The organism is Paenibacillus campinasensis, assembly GCF_002272015.1.
Taxonomy (GTDB): Bacteria; Bacillota; Bacilli; order Paenibacillales; family Paenibacillaceae; genus Paenibacillus_AQ; species Paenibacillus_AQ campinasensis.
Map to the genome: position 1 here is coordinate 188,038 of NZ_NPBY01000038.1, position 16,157 is coordinate 204,194.

The 16,157-nt window shown below is 55.0% G+C and carries 14 protein-coding genes and 1 other annotated feature; of the genes, 8 read left to right on the forward strand and 6 right to left on the reverse strand.

Annotated elements, in window-relative coordinates; all coding sequences use genetic code 11:
• Positions 1 to 178: 178 nt before the first annotated feature.
• Together CHH67_RS12700 and CHH67_RS12705 are read left to right on the forward strand one after the other, a co-directional pair.
• Entirely contained in the window at positions 179 to 883 is a 705-nt protein-coding gene (locus CHH67_RS12700) for an FG-GAP-like repeat-containing protein (RefSeq protein WP_095265547.1), read from the forward strand.
• A 334-nt stretch (positions 884 to 1,217) separates the two neighbouring features.
• Positions 1,218 to 1,589 carry a VOC family protein gene (locus tag CHH67_RS12705; RefSeq protein ID WP_095265548.1) on the forward strand — a complete coding sequence of 124 codons (372 nt, stop codon included), beginning with the start codon at positions 1,218 to 1,220 and terminating at the stop codon, positions 1,587 to 1,589.
• 209 nt (positions 1,590 to 1,798) lie between these two features.
• Here CHH67_RS12705 and CHH67_RS12710 read toward each other — a convergent pair whose 3' ends face one another.
• From CHH67_RS12710 to leuA, 3 genes are all read right to left on the reverse strand, one after another.
• Positions 1,799 to 4,174: a GH36-type glycosyl hydrolase domain-containing protein gene (locus CHH67_RS12710; RefSeq protein WP_095265549.1), complete on the reverse strand. Its 2,376-nt coding sequence runs from the start codon at positions 4,172 to 4,174 to the stop codon at positions 1,799 to 1,801.
• Positions 4,175 to 4,469: 295 nt separating this feature from the next.
• A complete protein-coding gene (locus CHH67_RS12715; protein ID WP_144029264.1) occupies positions 4,470 to 5,183 on the reverse strand; it encodes a DUF421 domain-containing protein in 714 nt (237 codons plus the stop codon).
• Between the two features lie 315 nt (positions 5,184 to 5,498).
• Positions 5,499 to 7,163, reverse strand: a complete 1,665-nt coding sequence (gene leuA, locus CHH67_RS12720; RefSeq protein WP_095265550.1) for a 2-isopropylmalate synthase — start codon at positions 7,161 to 7,163, stop codon at positions 5,499 to 5,501.
• Between the two features lie 78 nt (positions 7,164 to 7,241).
• Positions 7,242 to 7,555: a binding site (T-box leader), on the reverse strand.
• A 288-nt stretch (positions 7,556 to 7,843) separates the two neighbouring features.
• On the opposite strand from leuA, the gene CHH67_RS12725 reads away from it, so the two are divergent.
• The 6 genes from CHH67_RS12725 to CHH67_RS12750 all read left to right on the forward strand — a co-directional run bounded on the left by CHH67_RS12725 (position 7,844) and on the right by CHH67_RS12750 (position 12,912).
• Entirely contained in the window at positions 7,844 to 8,947 is a 1,104-nt protein-coding gene (locus CHH67_RS12725; protein WP_095265551.1) for a hypothetical protein, read from the forward strand.
• A 50-nt stretch (positions 8,948 to 8,997) separates the two neighbouring features.
• Complete coding sequence (locus tag CHH67_RS12730) at positions 8,998 to 9,399, forward strand: MarR family winged helix-turn-helix transcriptional regulator (RefSeq protein WP_244908177.1); 402 nt, start codon at positions 8,998 to 9,000, stop codon at positions 9,397 to 9,399.
• Between the two features lie 112 nt (positions 9,400 to 9,511).
• The gene (locus CHH67_RS12735; RefSeq protein ID WP_095265590.1) at positions 9,512 to 10,237 is read left to right on the forward strand and encodes an ABC transporter ATP-binding protein; all 726 of its coding nucleotides are present in this window, start codon (positions 9,512 to 9,514) and stop codon (positions 10,235 to 10,237) included.
• Positions 10,230 to 11,819 (forward strand): hypothetical protein, encoded by a 1,590-nt coding sequence (locus CHH67_RS12740; protein WP_095265553.1) that lies wholly within the window; start codon positions 10,230 to 10,232, stop codon positions 11,817 to 11,819. Before CHH67_RS12735 ends, CHH67_RS12740 begins: the two co-directional genes overlap by 8 nt.
• 24 nt (positions 11,820 to 11,843) lie before the next feature.
• Positions 11,844 to 12,050 (forward strand): DUF1648 domain-containing protein, encoded by a 207-nt coding sequence (locus tag CHH67_RS12745; protein WP_095265554.1) that lies wholly within the window; start codon positions 11,844 to 11,846, stop codon positions 12,048 to 12,050.
• A gap of 22 nt (positions 12,051 to 12,072) precedes the next feature.
• The gene (locus CHH67_RS12750; protein WP_095265555.1) at positions 12,073 to 12,912 is read left to right on the forward strand and encodes a DUF6544 family protein; all 840 of its coding nucleotides are present in this window, start codon (positions 12,073 to 12,075) and stop codon (positions 12,910 to 12,912) included.
• A gap of 111 nt (positions 12,913 to 13,023) precedes the next feature.
• Here the strand turns inward: CHH67_RS12750 and CHH67_RS12755 are convergent, their stop codons facing one another.
• The 3 genes from CHH67_RS12755 to CHH67_RS12770 form a co-directional block, all read right to left on the reverse strand.
• Positions 13,024 to 13,815 carry a sulfite exporter TauE/SafE family protein gene (locus CHH67_RS12755; protein ID WP_095265556.1) on the reverse strand — a complete coding sequence of 264 codons (792 nt, stop codon included), beginning with the start codon at positions 13,813 to 13,815 and terminating at the stop codon, positions 13,024 to 13,026.
• Between the two features lie 18 nt (positions 13,816 to 13,833).
• Positions 13,834 to 14,574, reverse strand: a complete 741-nt coding sequence (locus CHH67_RS12760) for a spermidine synthase (protein WP_095265557.1) — start codon at positions 14,572 to 14,574, stop codon at positions 13,834 to 13,836.
• 361 nt (positions 14,575 to 14,935) lie between these two features.
• Positions 14,936 to 16,018 carry a glycoside hydrolase family 172 protein gene (locus CHH67_RS12770; protein ID WP_095265559.1) on the reverse strand — a complete coding sequence of 361 codons (1,083 nt, stop codon included), beginning with the start codon at positions 16,016 to 16,018 and terminating at the stop codon, positions 14,936 to 14,938.
• Between the last annotated feature and the right edge of the window lie 139 nt (positions 16,019 to 16,157).

Genomic DNA, 16,157 nt, shown 5'->3' on the forward strand with positions numbered 1-16,157 from the left:
TGTACCTGGAACCGAACGGGTACTTAAGTCCTTGAAAACGCGGCTACTTTCTGGATTCTAGGCCTTTCGGGATACCGGCCCCCCCTCACGTCCTGTCCTCTTACTGGGCTTCTGTCACCTTCGCTGCAGTCGAGAATACACTGGCCATATACCTACAGCCCGAGGAGGGATCGTGAGCATGCCTGTGTTAGACCAGAAGCTTGGCGATGTGAATGGAGACCGGATTCTCGATCTTGTCTATCTGACCGGGGACTCTCAAGCAGACAGCCCTTTTTATGAAAATATTACGTTACACATCCGCGACGGACGGACTGGCCGGATTAGCACCATCCCGCTAAAACAAAATTCAGGATACAATCCGACGATCCAGCTGGCCGATTATACCGGAGATGGTGCCAGTGACATCCTTATCGTTATCGATTCCGGCGGCTCAGGCGGTTTCATCTATGCTTACGTCTTCTCGTATCTTAACAACCAGCCCCGCTTGCTGTTCGACTATGAATTATACAATCAAGCCCATGCTTACAGCATCAACTACGAGGACGGCTACAAGGTCAGAGCCACCAGCGCTACCCCCGCTTCCACGTACATCATCGACTTAACTTATAAAGGCGAGGCTTATTTATCTGAAATCTACACCCCGGACGGAAAGCTCAAGGAGCCGATTCAGGGCGATGTGAATCCGCTTGGCGGCCTGTACCCCGTTGATTTTGACCGGGACGGACGCTATGAGCTGATGGCGCTGCAGCGAATAACGGGGCGGTATAACGCCGACGGACTCGGCTATTTCATGAACGAGCTCAACTGGAATGGTTCTCACTTCTATCCCAGCCAGCAATGGGTATGGATTACTGGCTCAGACACAGGCACAAGCAACGCCTAACATGCCGATGCGCTCCCGGGAACGCGCACGTGATGAACGGACGGCAGTACGCTGATCTGGCGACGCCCATTCCGTGCCCCGGGAGCTTCGGCTGAGTGACCCCTATAGACATCCCCGGTCCGCCGCTCGAAAGCGCCTGACAGGCGCAGAGCAAGCCTAATCGCTTCACCCGACTTACGGCCGCTACGCTATCACCAGACGCACATAGGCGAACCATGGCCGAGCATAGCCCCATAGGAATGTCCGCCGGTCTTTTCCTAGAAAGGAATCTAATATTTAACTGAGGCCTCAAATCCGGTATACTATCAAAAAATGCCAGGAAAGGGGACAAGTTATGCTGGAACAAATTCTATACAATGAAATCCCGGTTCGCCATATCGAAAAGTCGGCGGCCTGGTTTCAAGAGGTGCTCGGCCTCAAGCTTGCATGGCACATGCCGGAGGAGGCATTGGCCCAGCTTAATCTACCATCCGGACAGATGCTGTTTTTGGTAGAGACCGCTGACGACACCCAGGCTAACTTCACCAAGAACGGCGAGACACATAATGTGATCGGCTTTCAGACGCGGGATATCGAGAAGCTGTATACTCATCTGAAGGAACACAACGTTACGGTGGAGAGCATCGTTGACGACGGCGTAGGCAACAAGTTCTTGAACTTCTTCGACCCGGACGGCAACAAATTCAACGTGCAGTGTGATGCCTGATAGGTTCCTTCTCCCTGCTAACGATCCGTATTTATCCACATGAGAATTCACCATCTTCAACATCTCGGTCCATACATAACAAGCCCGCTCCCGCTTGAATTGCTCAAGCAGGAGCGGGCTCTTGTCTTATCTTGCATGGGGTCGACCGACCCCAACCATGCGGCGAAACAGCGTGCGCTGGAGAGCTGCCGCACGGGGCGAATATGTGTCTAAGGAAGCTTCACCAGCACTTCGTACTGCTGACCAGCCTCTACACCGGTGATGACGCTGCCCTCGATCAGGCTTCCGTTCACATAAATCTCCACATCGCTTACGCCAGCCTGACGCTTGAAATTCACCTTCAGCTCCGCACCGCGGAACAGGCGCGTGACGCTTGCCTCATGCCACGCCTCTGGAAGCTGCGGACGAACGCGCAATCCTTCCGGAGTGCCCTGCAGCCCGAACAGGCCGTCGATCAGGCAGCGGTACACCCATGGCACGGTTCCGGTGTTGAACAGATGGCTCGACCGTCCGGCTGTGCGCGGAAACTGTCTGTACGCACCGCGATAATAGTTCGGGATAAACACCGGCATCTGGCCGCGCTGCATAATATCATCCAGGTCCGGACCCGGAATCATTTTGCGCAGCAGACGATACGCATTCTCACGCTCGCCGACCAGATACAGCGCATAAATATAAAATGCCGCCGCATGGTTGTAGACCGCCCCGTTCTCCGCACTGCCCGGATGCTTCTGCGTGACCCGCCCAACGTCCTCGCGCATGGCGGTGAAGGAAGGCGCCAGCTTCTCCACGCCATAAGGACTTTCGAGCTGCTCGTGTACCGCCTGAATCAGCTTCTTGCGCTTGTCTTCGTCAGCGGCCCCGCTCATCAGCGCCCAGCCCTGCGGATTGATGTAAATGCGGCCTTCCTTGTCTGTGCTGATGCCGAACACAACATTGTCATCCGTAATTCCGCGCGCATACCAATTCCCATCCCACAGATAGCGGTTCGCGGTCTCATTCGTTTCATCCGCCGCTTGTCTGAACTCCCGGGCTGCCTGCGGATGTCCGCTCTGCTCGCATATGTCGGCCCATACCTTGAAGGCATACGCGGTCGCAATCGTGAGCCAGCCTGATACCCCTTTACCCTTATAGCCAACCATATTCATCGGGTCACACCAGTCCCCCTGATTAATATAGTTGAGCCCGCGGTCATCCCGGTCGCGGATCAGCCAGTGCATGGCCAGGGTAATATGCTCAAATACCGTCGCCAGCTCCTCGCTGTCCTTAAACGGCACTTTCTCTTCCAAAATGCTGTAATCATTCGTTTCGTCCAGATAAGTGCTCAGGCATACCGGCAGCCATACGCAGTGGTCGGTATGCGGAACCTGATTGATATATTTCAGCTCCGCATCCGGATGCAGAATGATGCCGTCCGGCATCGCGCCGCTTGCTTCCTGCTGCGACAGCGCCGTCAGAAAAGCGCCTCGGGCAATCGTCGGCTTGATATAGCTCATGCCCATGTTATCCTGCAGGTAATTTCGCGTCTGCGGGTCAGTCGTCAGCCGGTTCGTCACGCCGTGATAATACATCTGTCTTGGCAGCCAGTGGTTCACAAAATTGTCCAGCCAGCTGTCCGGAGTGCGAATCTGAATGCTGCCTTGGCCCTCGCCCACGTAGGCGGCGTATTCCGGCCCTGCCGCTTCGAAGCCGTCCAGACCATCGGCGTTCTGCTCTAGGAAATACGCCTTGCGTATCCCTTCAATCTCGGCCTCATTCCGGGCCGGGCCGAACAGGAAGCGGTACTGCTGCTGCTCGCCAGCAGCCATCTCCAGCCTGTACTGCATGGCGCATACCGGCGTTTCGTAGCGCGCATCTCCGCAAGGCAGCGTCTCTGCCGCAAGCGCAGACGGGGCGTGCAAGCCTCCTTCGCCCTCAAACGCCTCCTGATTCACCTCCCAGGAGACAGGCGGACGATCCGCGAGCAGATAGGTTTTGTCGCTGAAATTTTTGATTTTGTCATAGTCCTGATACTTCTGATAAGGCGTTACGGAGGAGCAGACGATGCCCTGCAGCTCCTTCACGTACTCCCCGGACTGATTCATCCAGGACATATAGCCTACGGTAAAGTAAGGATACAGGCTGAGCTTGCGCGGCTTGGAGGACAAGTTGGTCACCTTGATCTTCCACAGCTCGATCACATCGGACTTCGGCAGGCTGAGCGTCATCTCCACCGCAATATCGTCGCTGATCACCTTCCACCGAATATCATGCTTGCCCACCGCAAAGGTGTAGCTGTCCAGCTGCTTGCGGACCGGCTCATAAGGCGCCGAGAAGATGTTACCGCTTACTTCATCCTTGATATAAAGGAACCTCCCTGGATGATGCGCGTAATACGGCTGCTCCGGCTGCATGAAGGTCTTGGCCTCCAGATTGGGCGCATGCGAGTACTTCGCTGGCTCCGGCTGCATAAACTGGGCGACCGCATAGCCGCGGCAGTTCATATGTATCATCATGTTCTCATTCCATAGAAATCCCGATGCCTTCGGCATGCTGACAGGGCTGGTCAATTCATAATATTGCTGGTCTTCCGTTGCTCTGATCATCGCTTAACCTCGCTTTCAAAAGATAAAATTCCAACTTGTATACAACTAAACAAGTATACAAGTTTATCCTACCACATCTGATTTCAGAATTCATCTCTTCCTTTGCGAGAGACAGGCATAAGGCCCGCTCCCATCGGAACGGGCCCACGACAAATAGCGGGCTGCCCGGCATCACCGGCAGCCCGCTCCCTGATCTTTTTTTACTGTAACGACTATCCTCTTGTTCACGCATGGGGTGGCTATGTATAAAAGTGACCCGGCGGATGCCAATCCTGCGCGCGCCTTGCCGCACTCCTCAATGCTCAATAGGAGGAATCGGACCTGAAGAGGTTTGCGAAATATGCAGTTCAAGGTTGTCATCGATGGAAGCGTAGAAGATGTCTTCCTTCTGAATCCCTTTCGCTTGCAGCTGATCTTCCAGCCAAGCCTCGTCTTTATGGAGGTAGGACAATACTTTCTCCGAGACAGCCCCCTCAAGAATCAACGGGTAGGCTATGCCCTTCGGAGGCTCCGGCAGCCCCATATCCGCCAAGGTTACCGTCGCTTTCAGCGGCTTCTTGTATACCGACAATTTGCCGTTGGCTTCCAGTATGGCAAGCTCGACGTCATTCAGGTGGAAGATATCCTTCTCACGCAGCATCTGAAGGATGTTGTCTGTCGAATACCGAACTTTGCGCATGTTTTTCACAAGCAGGGTTCCGTCGGAAACAACCACGGTCGGCTCGAAGGTAATCCATTTGCCAAAGGTTCTGCTTTTGATGGCCCATACTGAGACCACTCGCTGCAGCAGCCCAATAAGGATGATGGCGACAGCCGTATGGATATGCTCAATCTTGGGATCGGCGATATCTGCGCCCACGACCGCACCCAAGGCGATGACAACCAGAAAATCAAACACCGGCAACTCACCAACCGACCGTTTGCCCATAAACAGCGCGATGGCCAGCAGCAAGGGGAAGATGGTTATAATACGTCCTGAGACCAGAAGAAGCTCCTTCATTACTTCCAACAACACTCAACCTGCCTTCTCGGATAATACAATCTGATACTACTCACTATTTCCAGTCGGGTTGCCGGATAAACTCGGAATAGCTACCTTCGGGGACACGAGGGCGGGCGGTGCTTCCAATCACCGGTCATCTGGTGGCCGAAAAGCGCTCTGGCCTGCCTGATGTCCTCTAGACGCATGGGAGCGACCTTCCACGCCGTTGGCCGAAACGAGAACAAGGAAGGCACTCTTCACGAGCGCCTTCCTTCATCTTGTCTGCCCATCACGACGCGCTCGCTGTCCGCAAACGGAACCGTTATCGAGCATTAGCGGGCTTTATGCTTTATGCATTAATTGATTCACGGCGCTAAACAGCGCTTTTACCGACGAGGTCATAATGTCTACGTCAATGCCGCAGCCCCAGTACCGGGTGCCGTCCGGAGCGGTGATGCCGATGTAGGAGACAGCCTGCGACTTCGAACCTGTTTCCAGGGCATGCTCGCTATAGATCAGATCGCTGTATTCAACGCCAAGGCCGTCTTGCAGCGCATGGCTGATCGCATCCAGTCTTCCGTTGCCGGCGCCTTCGATTTCCTTCACCTCATCACCGGTCCGAATCGTGACAATGGTATGAAAATCATCCTGCTCGGCAGAGCGGTATTTGACAAACTCGACAGGGGCGCTGATGTTCACATATTCCCTGACGAAAATGTCGTAAATTTCATCCGGCATCAGCTCCTTTTGCTGCCGGTCCGATACGTTCTTCACGAAATAGCCGAAGCTTTCCCGCATCTTCGCCGGAAGATCCAGCCCGTACTTCAGCTGCAGCACATAGCCGATTCCGCCCTTGCCGGACTGACTGTTAATGCGGATAATATCGCCTTCATACTCCCTGCCGATGTCCTTCGGATCAATCAGCAGATAAGGAACCGACCAATGCTGCGGCTGCTGCTCCTCCCGCCATTTCATGCCCTTGGCGATGGCATCCTGGTGCGAACCGGAGAAGGCGGTGAAGACCAGCTCGCCTCCGTAAGGATGGCGTTCGCTTACCCGCATTTTGGTCAGGCGCTCATACACGGAGATGATCTTCGGGATGTTCTCCAAGTTCAGCTTCGGATCCACCCCGTGAGAGTACATGTTCAGCGCCAGCGTCACAATGTCAACATTCCCGGTTCTTTCCCCGTTGCCGAACAGCGTGCCTTCCACGCGCTGCGCGCCGGCCAGCATTCCGAGCTCCGCGTCCGCCACGCCTGTTCCTCTATCGTTATGCGGATGCAGCGACAGAATGACATGCTCCCGGAATTTCAGATGCTCGCTCATATACTCGATCTGGCTGGCGTAGACGTGAGGCATGGACATGGATACCGTCGCCGGAAGATTGATAATAACCGGATTGTCTGCTGTCGGCTGCCATACTTCCAGCACGCGGTTGCAGATATCCAGTGCAAACTCAATTTCAGTGCCTGTAAAGCTCTCCGGCGAATACTGGAACTGGAAGTTCCCTTCCGTCTCCTCTGCGCACTGCTGCAGCAGCTTCGCACCATTCACGGCGATGTCGATGATTTCTTGCTTGGATTTGCGGAATACCTGCTCCCGCTGGGCCACAGAAGTCGAATTGTACAGATGGACCACCGCCTTCTTCGCCCCTTTCAGGGATTCAAAGGTTTTGCGAATAATATGCTCTCTGGACTGGGTAAGCACCTGAATCGTCACATCATCCGGAATCAGTTGCTGCTCGATCAGCGTCCGCAGAAAGGCAAACTCCGTTTCCGATGCTGCGGGAAAGCCAACCTCGATCTCCTTGAAACCAATATCCACAAGCAACTGGAAGTATTCCAGCTTCTCCTCCAAGTTCATCGGAACGATCAAAGCCTGGTTGCCATCGCGCAGGTCGACGCTGCACCAAACCGGAGCCTCGGTAATATACTCCTTCTGGGTCCAGTTCAAGCTGGTTTTCGGCGGCATAAAATATCCTCTTGCGTACTTTTCAACATTGTTCATGGTTATCCTCCTCTTCATCGACTTGATGCGCTGATCCTCTAAAGACCAGACATGTAAAAAAAGCCTTCCATCTCCTGCAACAGAGACGAAAGACTTTGATATCTTACGCGGTACCACTCCGAATTCATGCCAAGCGGCATGCACTCTACGGATTACGGGGCTGTCAACATCGACAAACCAGGCATCCTCCTGATGATAACGGTCAGGCTCCGGCTCCGCCTACTTGAACAAGGGGTCCAGAAGTACGGGATATCCGACTTATTGAACGCTTGCTTCTACGGTTCAGCGGGCAACTCCAAGGCGAGTTCCGATTCTCTCCACGGCTGTTTCGCACCATCCAACAGCTCTCTGTTCGTTTGAAAAATCGTACTATTCCTTCTCAACGTATTTTCACTATTTGAAGCAATGTTATATTAGTAACACGTCTGTGTCAATCCTATTCTGAATTTTATTATTTCCGTCCCGATTGCTGTTCATTGGACGAATTCAGAATTTGAGCCGTAGCAGATTGACCTCAATCCCACGCACGACTTGACAACGACATGCAGCCTTTATAATATAGGTAATATATTACCTATATTTCATTCAACATGTTAAGCGTACAGCATGCCCAGCGGTGGCCGGATACAAGATGACGAGCACGCTTCATCCTTCCACCTACTGCGGAGGTGAACCTATTAATGAGCACGCGCACAGACTTGCTTCAGCAGGCCTGCCTTCTCAAGCAGACACTGATCGACCGTCTGCTTGACGACAGCTGCCCTTCCATCCAATACCGGCTGCTGACGGAAATCGTCCCGGAATATACAGCATCGTCCGAACGAATTGACGGACTGTACGAGCGCTTACTGCGTGATGAGGAAGTAGCGCATATCCGCCAGCAGCCGCTTGGATTCATCACGCAGCGGGATGCGCATTCTGAGCACGGGCTGGAGACCTACATCCGTTTTCTTAGTGAGAAAGGCGTCCGCCCCGATCATCCGGCGCTGTCTGCCATGCTCGAGTATGTCCATGAACATCCGGATGTATTCGGTACCGGATCGCTAAGGAAGGTTGGCCGGTATCTCGATACGCTCAATCTCGGCGGCTCGAGCATGATTCGTGCCGTCCTGCTCTCGCAGTGCGGTATGGAGCATAGCCCGTTAGTCCGCAGCGAGGTTGAGAAAGCATTGCAGGCATTTGACCATGCTGCCGGTGTGGAGCATTGGGAGGAAATCGGCACGACTATTCGAGGCAAGGCGATACTGAAGAAGGGCGCAGGCTGGCCAAGCGTCTATCACTATCGGCTGCTGGCCTATACCCGATCATGGCGGACCGAGTCTCAGATGGATATCGTTGCTGAAGCAATACGCAACATTCTGCGCCTCTCGCCTATTCCCGACTGGAAGGGAGTATGGAACGGGCAGGTCATCGCACCGGGAAGTTTTGCGGTTGCCGACATGGATCGAGACTATCGCCGTTTGAGTCGGCCTCCGGATTGGATGACTTGGCTTCATCGGATGGAGCTTATGGCGAGGATGGGCGTTGTTTCAAAAGTTCATTTTTTCCGCCATCAGTTGGCAGAAGTGGTCGAAAGCCGGCTTCTTAGCGACAAGCTGCCTGACACCATCAAGTCTCACCCTTACTTCACCCGCTGGTCCCCTTATACCGGCTTGCGCCTGGAGCCAAGCTGGAGGTGCCGTTGCTGCAAGGAGCGGGACATTCGCTTCCGTCTCGTCTTGATAATTCATTACGGACTGGTGCAGTTTAGCAACCCTATAATGATTAGGAGGAATCCACCATAGAAGAACATAAAGGAACCGTATTCGCCTCGCTCTTCCTGATCGCCAATCGATTGCAAGCGCTTGGAGACCGGCTGGATCAGCATGTAACGGTCAAGCAATGGCTGCTCATCGCAATCCTGTTCAAGAGCATGCCTGCCAAGCTGGCGGTGAAGGAAATCGCCAGCATCGTGGGCGCGACGCATCAGAATGTGATGCAGATGGCCAGAAGCCTGGAAAGCAAAGGATTTCTTGAGATCAGCATCGATCCGGAAGATCAACGGATTCGAAGGATCGGGCTGACCCAGCAATGCCTGGACTATTTCCGCACACGCGAAGACAAGGAAACCGCCTTTCTGAACGACCTGTTCACCGATTTTAACGGTGAGGAGCTGGCGCAATTCCACCTGTTCATTGAACGCCTTCTGCACAATATATCCAACATGGAGGCACGGTCTTCCGGCGATGGCGCATGAGCGTCCGGCAATCCAGCCAGCCATATGCGGACTTCCGGGGGAGGAAAACAGCTGGCCTGACGGCGAATCTGCAACCCGGAAAGAAAAGACGGAAGCTGGAGGAGGCAACGTAATGCTGACAGTGGACAATGTGACGTTTCAATACAATCTGCAGACGGCGCCAGCTGCGGACAGACTCTCTTTTCAGATCGACGGCGGTACCATCTGCGGTCTGCTTGGACCGAACGGTGCCGGCAAAACGACGGCGATTCAGCTGATCCTCGGCCTGCTAAAGCCTGATCACGGCAGCATCGAGCTGTACGGTCAATCCTTGCATCGTGATCCGAAGGCATACAAATCAGCCATCGGTTATGCTTCCGGCAGCCACCACATTTACGATGGTCTGACCGGCAAGGAATATCTGAATTTCATGGCCGATATGTATGGCGTCAGCGCCACCAGAAGATCGGAAGTGTACAGCACCTTAACAGAGCAATTCCAGCTGCAGCCGCATCTGCATAAGCCGATCGGAAGCTGCTCATATGGCACTCAGCAGAAATTGTTCATCACGGCCTCCATCGTCCACGATCCCAGGCTGTGGATTCTGGATGAACCGCTGACCGGGCTTGATGTGGAATCAGTCCTTGTCCTGAAGCAATTAATGAAAAGTCATGCCGAGCGAGGCCATATCGTGTTGTTCTCATCCCATATCCTGGAGGTATGCGAGTCTTTATGCGATCGCATCCTGATCATCAAGCAGGGGAAGATTCTGCACACCTCCTTTCTTGATGAGCACGCGCAGCAAGGAGGCCGGACATTGGAAGAGCTGTATCTGGAGGTGATTCGGCATTATGAATAGGCTTCAGATCCGCAGGCTGACCCGGTGCATCCTGCTGACCAACGTGAACTTCCTCCAGGCTCGACACTGGCTGAGACAAGGAGGTATCAGCCTGCATACGACGGTGATGCTCGCGATATTGCTGATGATTGGCAGCCTTCTCATGTACAGCTATGTCAATCTGTTGACCAAAGCTTATCGGTTCTTTCATGAAGCCGGCGCGCCATCAGCCTATCTAATCGTCTTCCTCTGTGCGATCCTGCTGCTGCTCCTCCTGGCGAGCGCATTCTATACCGTTCACCTCTTCTGCTACTCCAGGGATTACACCGGGCTGCTGCATATGCCGATCGAGCCTGGCACTTTGCTGACAAGCAAGCTGCTGGTGTCGTTGCTGCTCGGCTACACGCTGGAACTGCTGCTGCTCGTGCCGGTCTTCAGCGTATACGGCAGCCATCACCCGTCGATGGGCTTCGCCGCAGCGGCTTTGACGATTATGCTGTTCATGCCTGTCATCCCATCGGTCCTGCTGGCAGTCATCGCTATGCTCGCCCTGAAGGTTTCCCAGTGCAGCATGCGCGTTCATCCCGGCTGGCTTGGGTTAGCCGGGAGCCTGCTCACGGTTACCGGCTGCGGATGGCTGACGGGAACCCTGCTTCAGGGCGATGTGCTCAGCAAATTGCTGCACCTCATCCACGGATCGGAAACCTGGCATTATGGTATCGCACTGGCCCTGTTCGCAGCCGTATCTGCATTAAGTCTTCCGCTCTACGTACTGGCTAGCAGGCGATGGTTTCGCAGCGGCTTGTACTTGCCAATGCAGCCCCGCCGGGCTGCTCCAGTCTCGGCAACAGCGACTCGCCCGTACAGCCGGCGCACCCCATTCGTGAGCTGCTTCATCAAGGAGCTGAAGCTCTTCTTCCGGGAGCCTGTATACGTGATCAACGGGCTATTCGGCATCGTCCTGCCCCCGCTGATGCTTCCCCTTGCTTTCAGCATGGGCTCTGCCGGTGAGGATGCCGGCACCGTAAGAGAGATGGTCGCGCAGGAACCCTTCTTCTCCCTGCTGCTAGCACTCGGCGTGATCATCGCGACCTCTGCCATTAATCCGGTGGCCTCCAGCAGCGTATCAAGAGAGGGCCGCCATTTCTGGATATGCCGCTTGGTTCCGCTTGCCTGGCATAGCCAGGTGTCTGCCAAGCTGGCCTTTGCTTATTCTTTATCCTGCTGCGGGCTGCTCATGAACTGCTTCATTTTCTGGCTTTATTTTGGATTCAGTCTGACACAGATTGTGATTATTTTCTCAATCGGGTCGCTATACGCTGGTCTGTGGTCGGCAATCGGTGTCTGGATCGACACCCGCCGCCCGAAGCTGAACTGGCTGAACAAGTCTGAAGCGGTCAAGCAGAATCTGAACGTCGTGCTGGCGATGCTCGTTTCATTCAGCCTGATCGGCCTGCTGTATTATCTTCTGACCTTCGCCCTGGAACACAACTGGGGTCAAGCGGCAATCCTGCTTGGGTTAGCTGCCCTGGCGACCGTCTTGAACGTGACATGGGTTCAGGGAATTGTGGCGATGTGCCGGAAGCAGGAAAGGCATCATTAATCATGATTAGAGGAGGAATTGTGTATGAAGAAGCCAACCAGAACGGCGTTGCTGCTGCTCGCCGGAACGTTTGTCATTCTGCTGGCGGTGACCTTCGTATTGCCAAGTCAAATTCCGTTTCATTTCAATGCCAAAGGAGAAGCAGGCTGGTATGCAAGCAAGTATTTCATTCTCTGCCTCACACCGGTCCCGTATTTGATCTACTGGCAATTTAAGCGCAACAAAAAATAAGACTTGTGTGAGGAGGTTGGCCATGTACTGGTTATGGATAGCCGCAGTCATATCAGCGATAATTATCAGCCTGATCATCGGAATAGCTGCACGAAATCGCGCTTACCGGGCTGGCGTAGCAGCGGAGGAAGCGCGCCTGCTTAGACAAGCGCCTCTTCCGTCATCGTTCCTTCAACCTGAAGAAGACCGGTTACGCAAGTTGCCACCGCCGGTAGCGAGATGGTTGAAGCTTACAGGGGCGCTGGATCAGACCCCCTTCAGCTCGGTGCACATTCGCCAGAAGGGCATGCTTCGCACCCAGCCGGATGGACGATGGATGCCGTTCCTGGCGGATCAGCATTCGCTGCTGGCTGCGCCAGCCTTTATCTGGAAAGCGAAGATCAGGGCAGCGCCGGGTGTAGCCATCTACGGCAGAGATCTGTACGCGGACCAGCATGCAGATATGCTGATCAAGCTGATGGGCATCCTCACGGCAGCCCATGCCCGCGGTCCTGAGGTGGATCAAGGCTCGCTGGTACGCTACCTGGCCGAGATCGTCTGGTATCCGCCGGCGGCATTGTCGCCGAATATGACATGGGAAGCGCTCGGCCCCGATGCTGCACGGGCGTCCATCTCCTATGGCGGAGCAGCCGTCTCGGGCATCTTCTATTTTCAGGAAAGCGGCGAGCCTGTCCGGTTTGAGGCGCAGCGCTACATGGACGCCGGTGGAACCTTCCGCCTGGAAGCGTGGTCGGTCAGGATGGAGGCGTACAGGAAATTTCAGGGCATCCTGGTCCCGTCCCGCGGCGAGGTCAGCTGGCAGCTGGAGACAGGGCCGTTCCACTGGCTGCACTTCGAGGTCACCGATGCACAGTTTGGATGAGATCAGGAACAAGCGACAGCATAAGCAGAGCGATGGTGCCTGCACAGGTCCAGCGCTCTGTGTTCAAACCTGTAGGAACGGATACATGTAGGACCCGCTCGTTCGCCCCCTCTACCCTTTAAACATCAGCCGGATCGCCACAAGGAACAGGCATACCGACAAGATCCGGACAATGATGAGCCCCGGGATCCTCGAGGCGAGCCTCGCCCCGATTTGTCCCCCTGCCAGCGCGCCAACCGCAAGCCAGATGAACGTGCCCCATAACACATGATCCAGCACGACATGGGAGATGGTGCCCACCAGCGAGGAGAGCAGGATTGAGAACATGGACGTTGCGGTCGCGATATGCGGCGGAAACGCCAGAAACAGAATCATGGTAGGCACCATCACCGAGCCGCCGCCAATGCCGAACAGGCTGGAGATAAAGCCGACAAAAAACGCCACCCCCGAGCCGAACCACAGATTGAACGCATAGCGATGCTCCAGGCCCGAGGCATCGATGAAGCTCCTGGTCACCGTCGGCCGGAGAAATCCACCCCGGCTCTCAGTAGGCTTAAAGTTGATCACGATGGCCATCAGCATGAGGAACAGCCCCAGCGCGATAAAAAAGACGCGGCTGTCCACAATACTCGTCGTCCAGGCACCCAGCACGGAGCCCGGGATCATCGCCACCGAGAACGCCAGGCCGCTCCGGTAATCAATTCGCTTTTGTCTGGCATATGCCCATGTGCTGGAGATCGCGCTGACGAACAGAACCGCCATCGACGTGCCCGAAATCTGGGGCACCGGCACCGTATACATAAGCGCCAGCACCGGCACGATGATAAATCCGCCGCCAAGGCCGGCAATCGCCCCGCTCACCGCGGCCAGCATGCCGACCAGCACCAGCAATACTTGTTCCATATGTATGTCATCCCTTCCTTACAAACGATCTGTTATGATATAGCCCTCATCAAGACCGGCCTCCCGGAAGCCGGCCATATGCCGCTCCTGATACCTAATCGGGTGCGCAGCCCCGATGAGAATGATGTTTTGCATATCGGTGCGGCGATCCGACAGAAAAAAAGCCTTCGTATAAGCAAACACCGTTTGCAGCGTCGTATGGATTGCACGGATATAAGGATCTTTCGTCCCGCGTCCAATCAGGTTCATGATGACAGCCCCCTGATCATGCAGCTTCTCCGACGCCATCTTGAAAAACTCTGCCGAAACCAGATGCCGCGGTGTCCCTTCCTTCGTAAAAGCATCCACGATCATATAATCGAGCGTATCCGCCGCCTCCCGCTCCAGCAGCTCGCGCCCGTCGCCTATCCTCACAGATTCAGCTTCACTTCCAAAATAGATGCAGGCCAGCTCCGCCACGAGCGGGTCCACCTCGGCTGCCGTCATCCGGCGGCCGGCATAATGGCGGACAATCGTCCCGATGCCGTGCCCGATCAGGAATGCAGCCTCAAAATCCGGATGGTTCGCATCCATCAGATGAATGATCGCCCTTGGATACTCAAGAACGATCCGCGCCGGATCATCCAGATCCATCGCCCCCTGCACCGCCTGATCGGAGAACTCCAGCACACGGTACCGCCCCTTGACCCCATACAACTCCGCTGTATCATAGACCTTCAGTTCACGAACATCACTTATATCGTGTAACAAAATGCGCACTTTCGTTAATCCCCTTCAATTATCGCTCACTTACGCAGGAATGATTCTCCCAGCGGGACCGTTTGCTGTGGCCGGTCCACCCCATGCGGCCTTGCCGTTTGTTAATGCAGTAATCATATTGTACACCATTCCCGGGCCCGGGCATCGCCAAACCAACAAATTCATCCCGGCTGAACCGATAACAGCACCAGAAGGACCCCACTCCCGCACATCGCAGGAGCCGAGGTCCTTCCCGTTTGCCACTCAACATCCTCCAGGTATCTCACCTGGCACCGCTGAATCAGCAACTACAGCCGATTTCGATGAAACCTGCCGCCGCAATTGATCTCGGTTGAAACAGCCGAGGGCGAGCCTTCCCGGCTTAAATCACTTCCAGCCCATCGTTGTCCGGCAGCGGCGGATGAGGCGCATGCGGCTCCGACTGATACCAGAAGCTGACGGACGCAATGTCATCCTGCAGCGGCAAGTACCGTCCGCCCGAGCGCCAGCCAAGCGCCTGGATGCTCACGCGCAGATCGGTCTCAAAGCGAATCGGGTCCAGCACATGCCAGCGATACATGCCAAAGCGCTGCTGGCTCCGGTACAAGCCGTCCGGCTTGATCAGCTGATGAAAGCCCAGATAGGCGGTGGAGTATGTGGCGTACTCGCCCCTTGGCTGCTCGAAATTCCAGGCCCCGCCGAAATAATCCTCTGTGCCCGTACCACAGATTGTCGGAAACTCCCGGTCTCCATCCATGTAAAATTTAATCTCCCCTTCACCCCACCAGCCGCTGTTGTTCACTTGCCAGGCCAGATAAGTACCGACATAATGCCCCTTGCCCCGGACGCCATCCAGCAGCACATGTACATCCTTGTAGCGAAGCGGGTTGCTTCTTCTCCACTGGGCATGAAAATAAGCCGCATCCTCGGGCACCGAGGTCAGCGTATAATCGATCTGATAATACAGCACGACCTCTCCAGGCATCCGGTTCTCCACCGTGATCAGCGCCTTTCGGCGAAACGGCATCACCCAGTAGCTGTTCATACCGCCAGCCGGGTTCACCGCCACTGGCAAGGAGTTCACATTGCTGCGCTCACACCAGCCGTTACAGAAGAAATCCCCCAGCGGCGTCTCCACGCTCGGCTCGCTCTCCCCGTCCCAATACATCCGCACAATCAGATGCCGCCAGCACTCCGGCGCGCAGGTCAGCCAGATATGCTGAATGGCCCCGGGACCATCGATCTCCGCCATCGTGAACACCTCGCCCGCCGGGATCATGACCGATGGCGACACCTTCCAGCCTTGGCCCAGATCGCGCGCAGGTCCCGCACCTGTTCCTTCCGTGGCCATGCCGCCCTGCCCTTTCGCTCCCGTAAAATTTTCCGCGCTGATGGATCTTGTCTTGGCTGCTGACAGTCGATACAAATTGCCCAAGCCGACATCCAGTCCGTTAAATTCGCTCATGCTCATCGCTCTCCCTTGTGTTCATATCATGGTATTCGTCCTGCTTCATCTTCAGCGTTCCGTTTATTCACCAACGTGTACACCTTGGATTGTAGCGAAGACAGACGCCCCTATTCGATGTTAGGACTTGTGATTTGTT

Coding starts and splice junctions, on each gene's coding strand:
- CHH67_RS12700 (WP_095265547.1), top strand. CDS start 179: ATGCCTGTGTTAGACCAGAAGCTTGGCGATGTGAATGGAGACCGGATT.
- CHH67_RS12705 (WP_095265548.1), top strand. CDS start 1,218: ATGCTGGAACAAATTCTATACAATGAAATCCCGGTTCGCCATATCGAA.
- CHH67_RS12710 (WP_095265549.1), bottom strand. CDS start 4,174: ATGATCAGAGCAACGGAAGACCAGCAATATTATGAATTGACCAGCCCT.
- leuA (WP_095265550.1), bottom strand. CDS start 7,163: ATGAACAATGTTGAAAAGTACGCAAGAGGATATTTTATGCCGCCGAAA.
- CHH67_RS12725 (WP_095265551.1), top strand. CDS start 7,844: ATGAGCACGCGCACAGACTTGCTTCAGCAGGCCTGCCTTCTCAAGCAG.
- CHH67_RS12735 (WP_095265590.1), top strand. CDS start 9,512: ATGCTGACAGTGGACAATGTGACGTTTCAATACAATCTGCAGACGGCG.
- CHH67_RS12740 (WP_095265553.1), top strand. CDS start 10,230: ATGAATAGGCTTCAGATCCGCAGGCTGACCCGGTGCATCCTGCTGACC.
- CHH67_RS12745 (WP_095265554.1), top strand. CDS start 11,844: ATGAAGAAGCCAACCAGAACGGCGTTGCTGCTGCTCGCCGGAACGTTT.
- CHH67_RS12750 (WP_095265555.1), top strand. CDS start 12,073: ATGTACTGGTTATGGATAGCCGCAGTCATATCAGCGATAATTATCAGC.
- CHH67_RS12755 (WP_095265556.1), bottom strand. CDS start 13,815: ATGGAACAAGTATTGCTGGTGCTGGTCGGCATGCTGGCCGCGGTGAGC.
- CHH67_RS12770 (WP_095265559.1), bottom strand. CDS start 16,018: ATGAGCGAATTTAACGGACTGGATGTCGGCTTGGGCAATTTGTATCGA.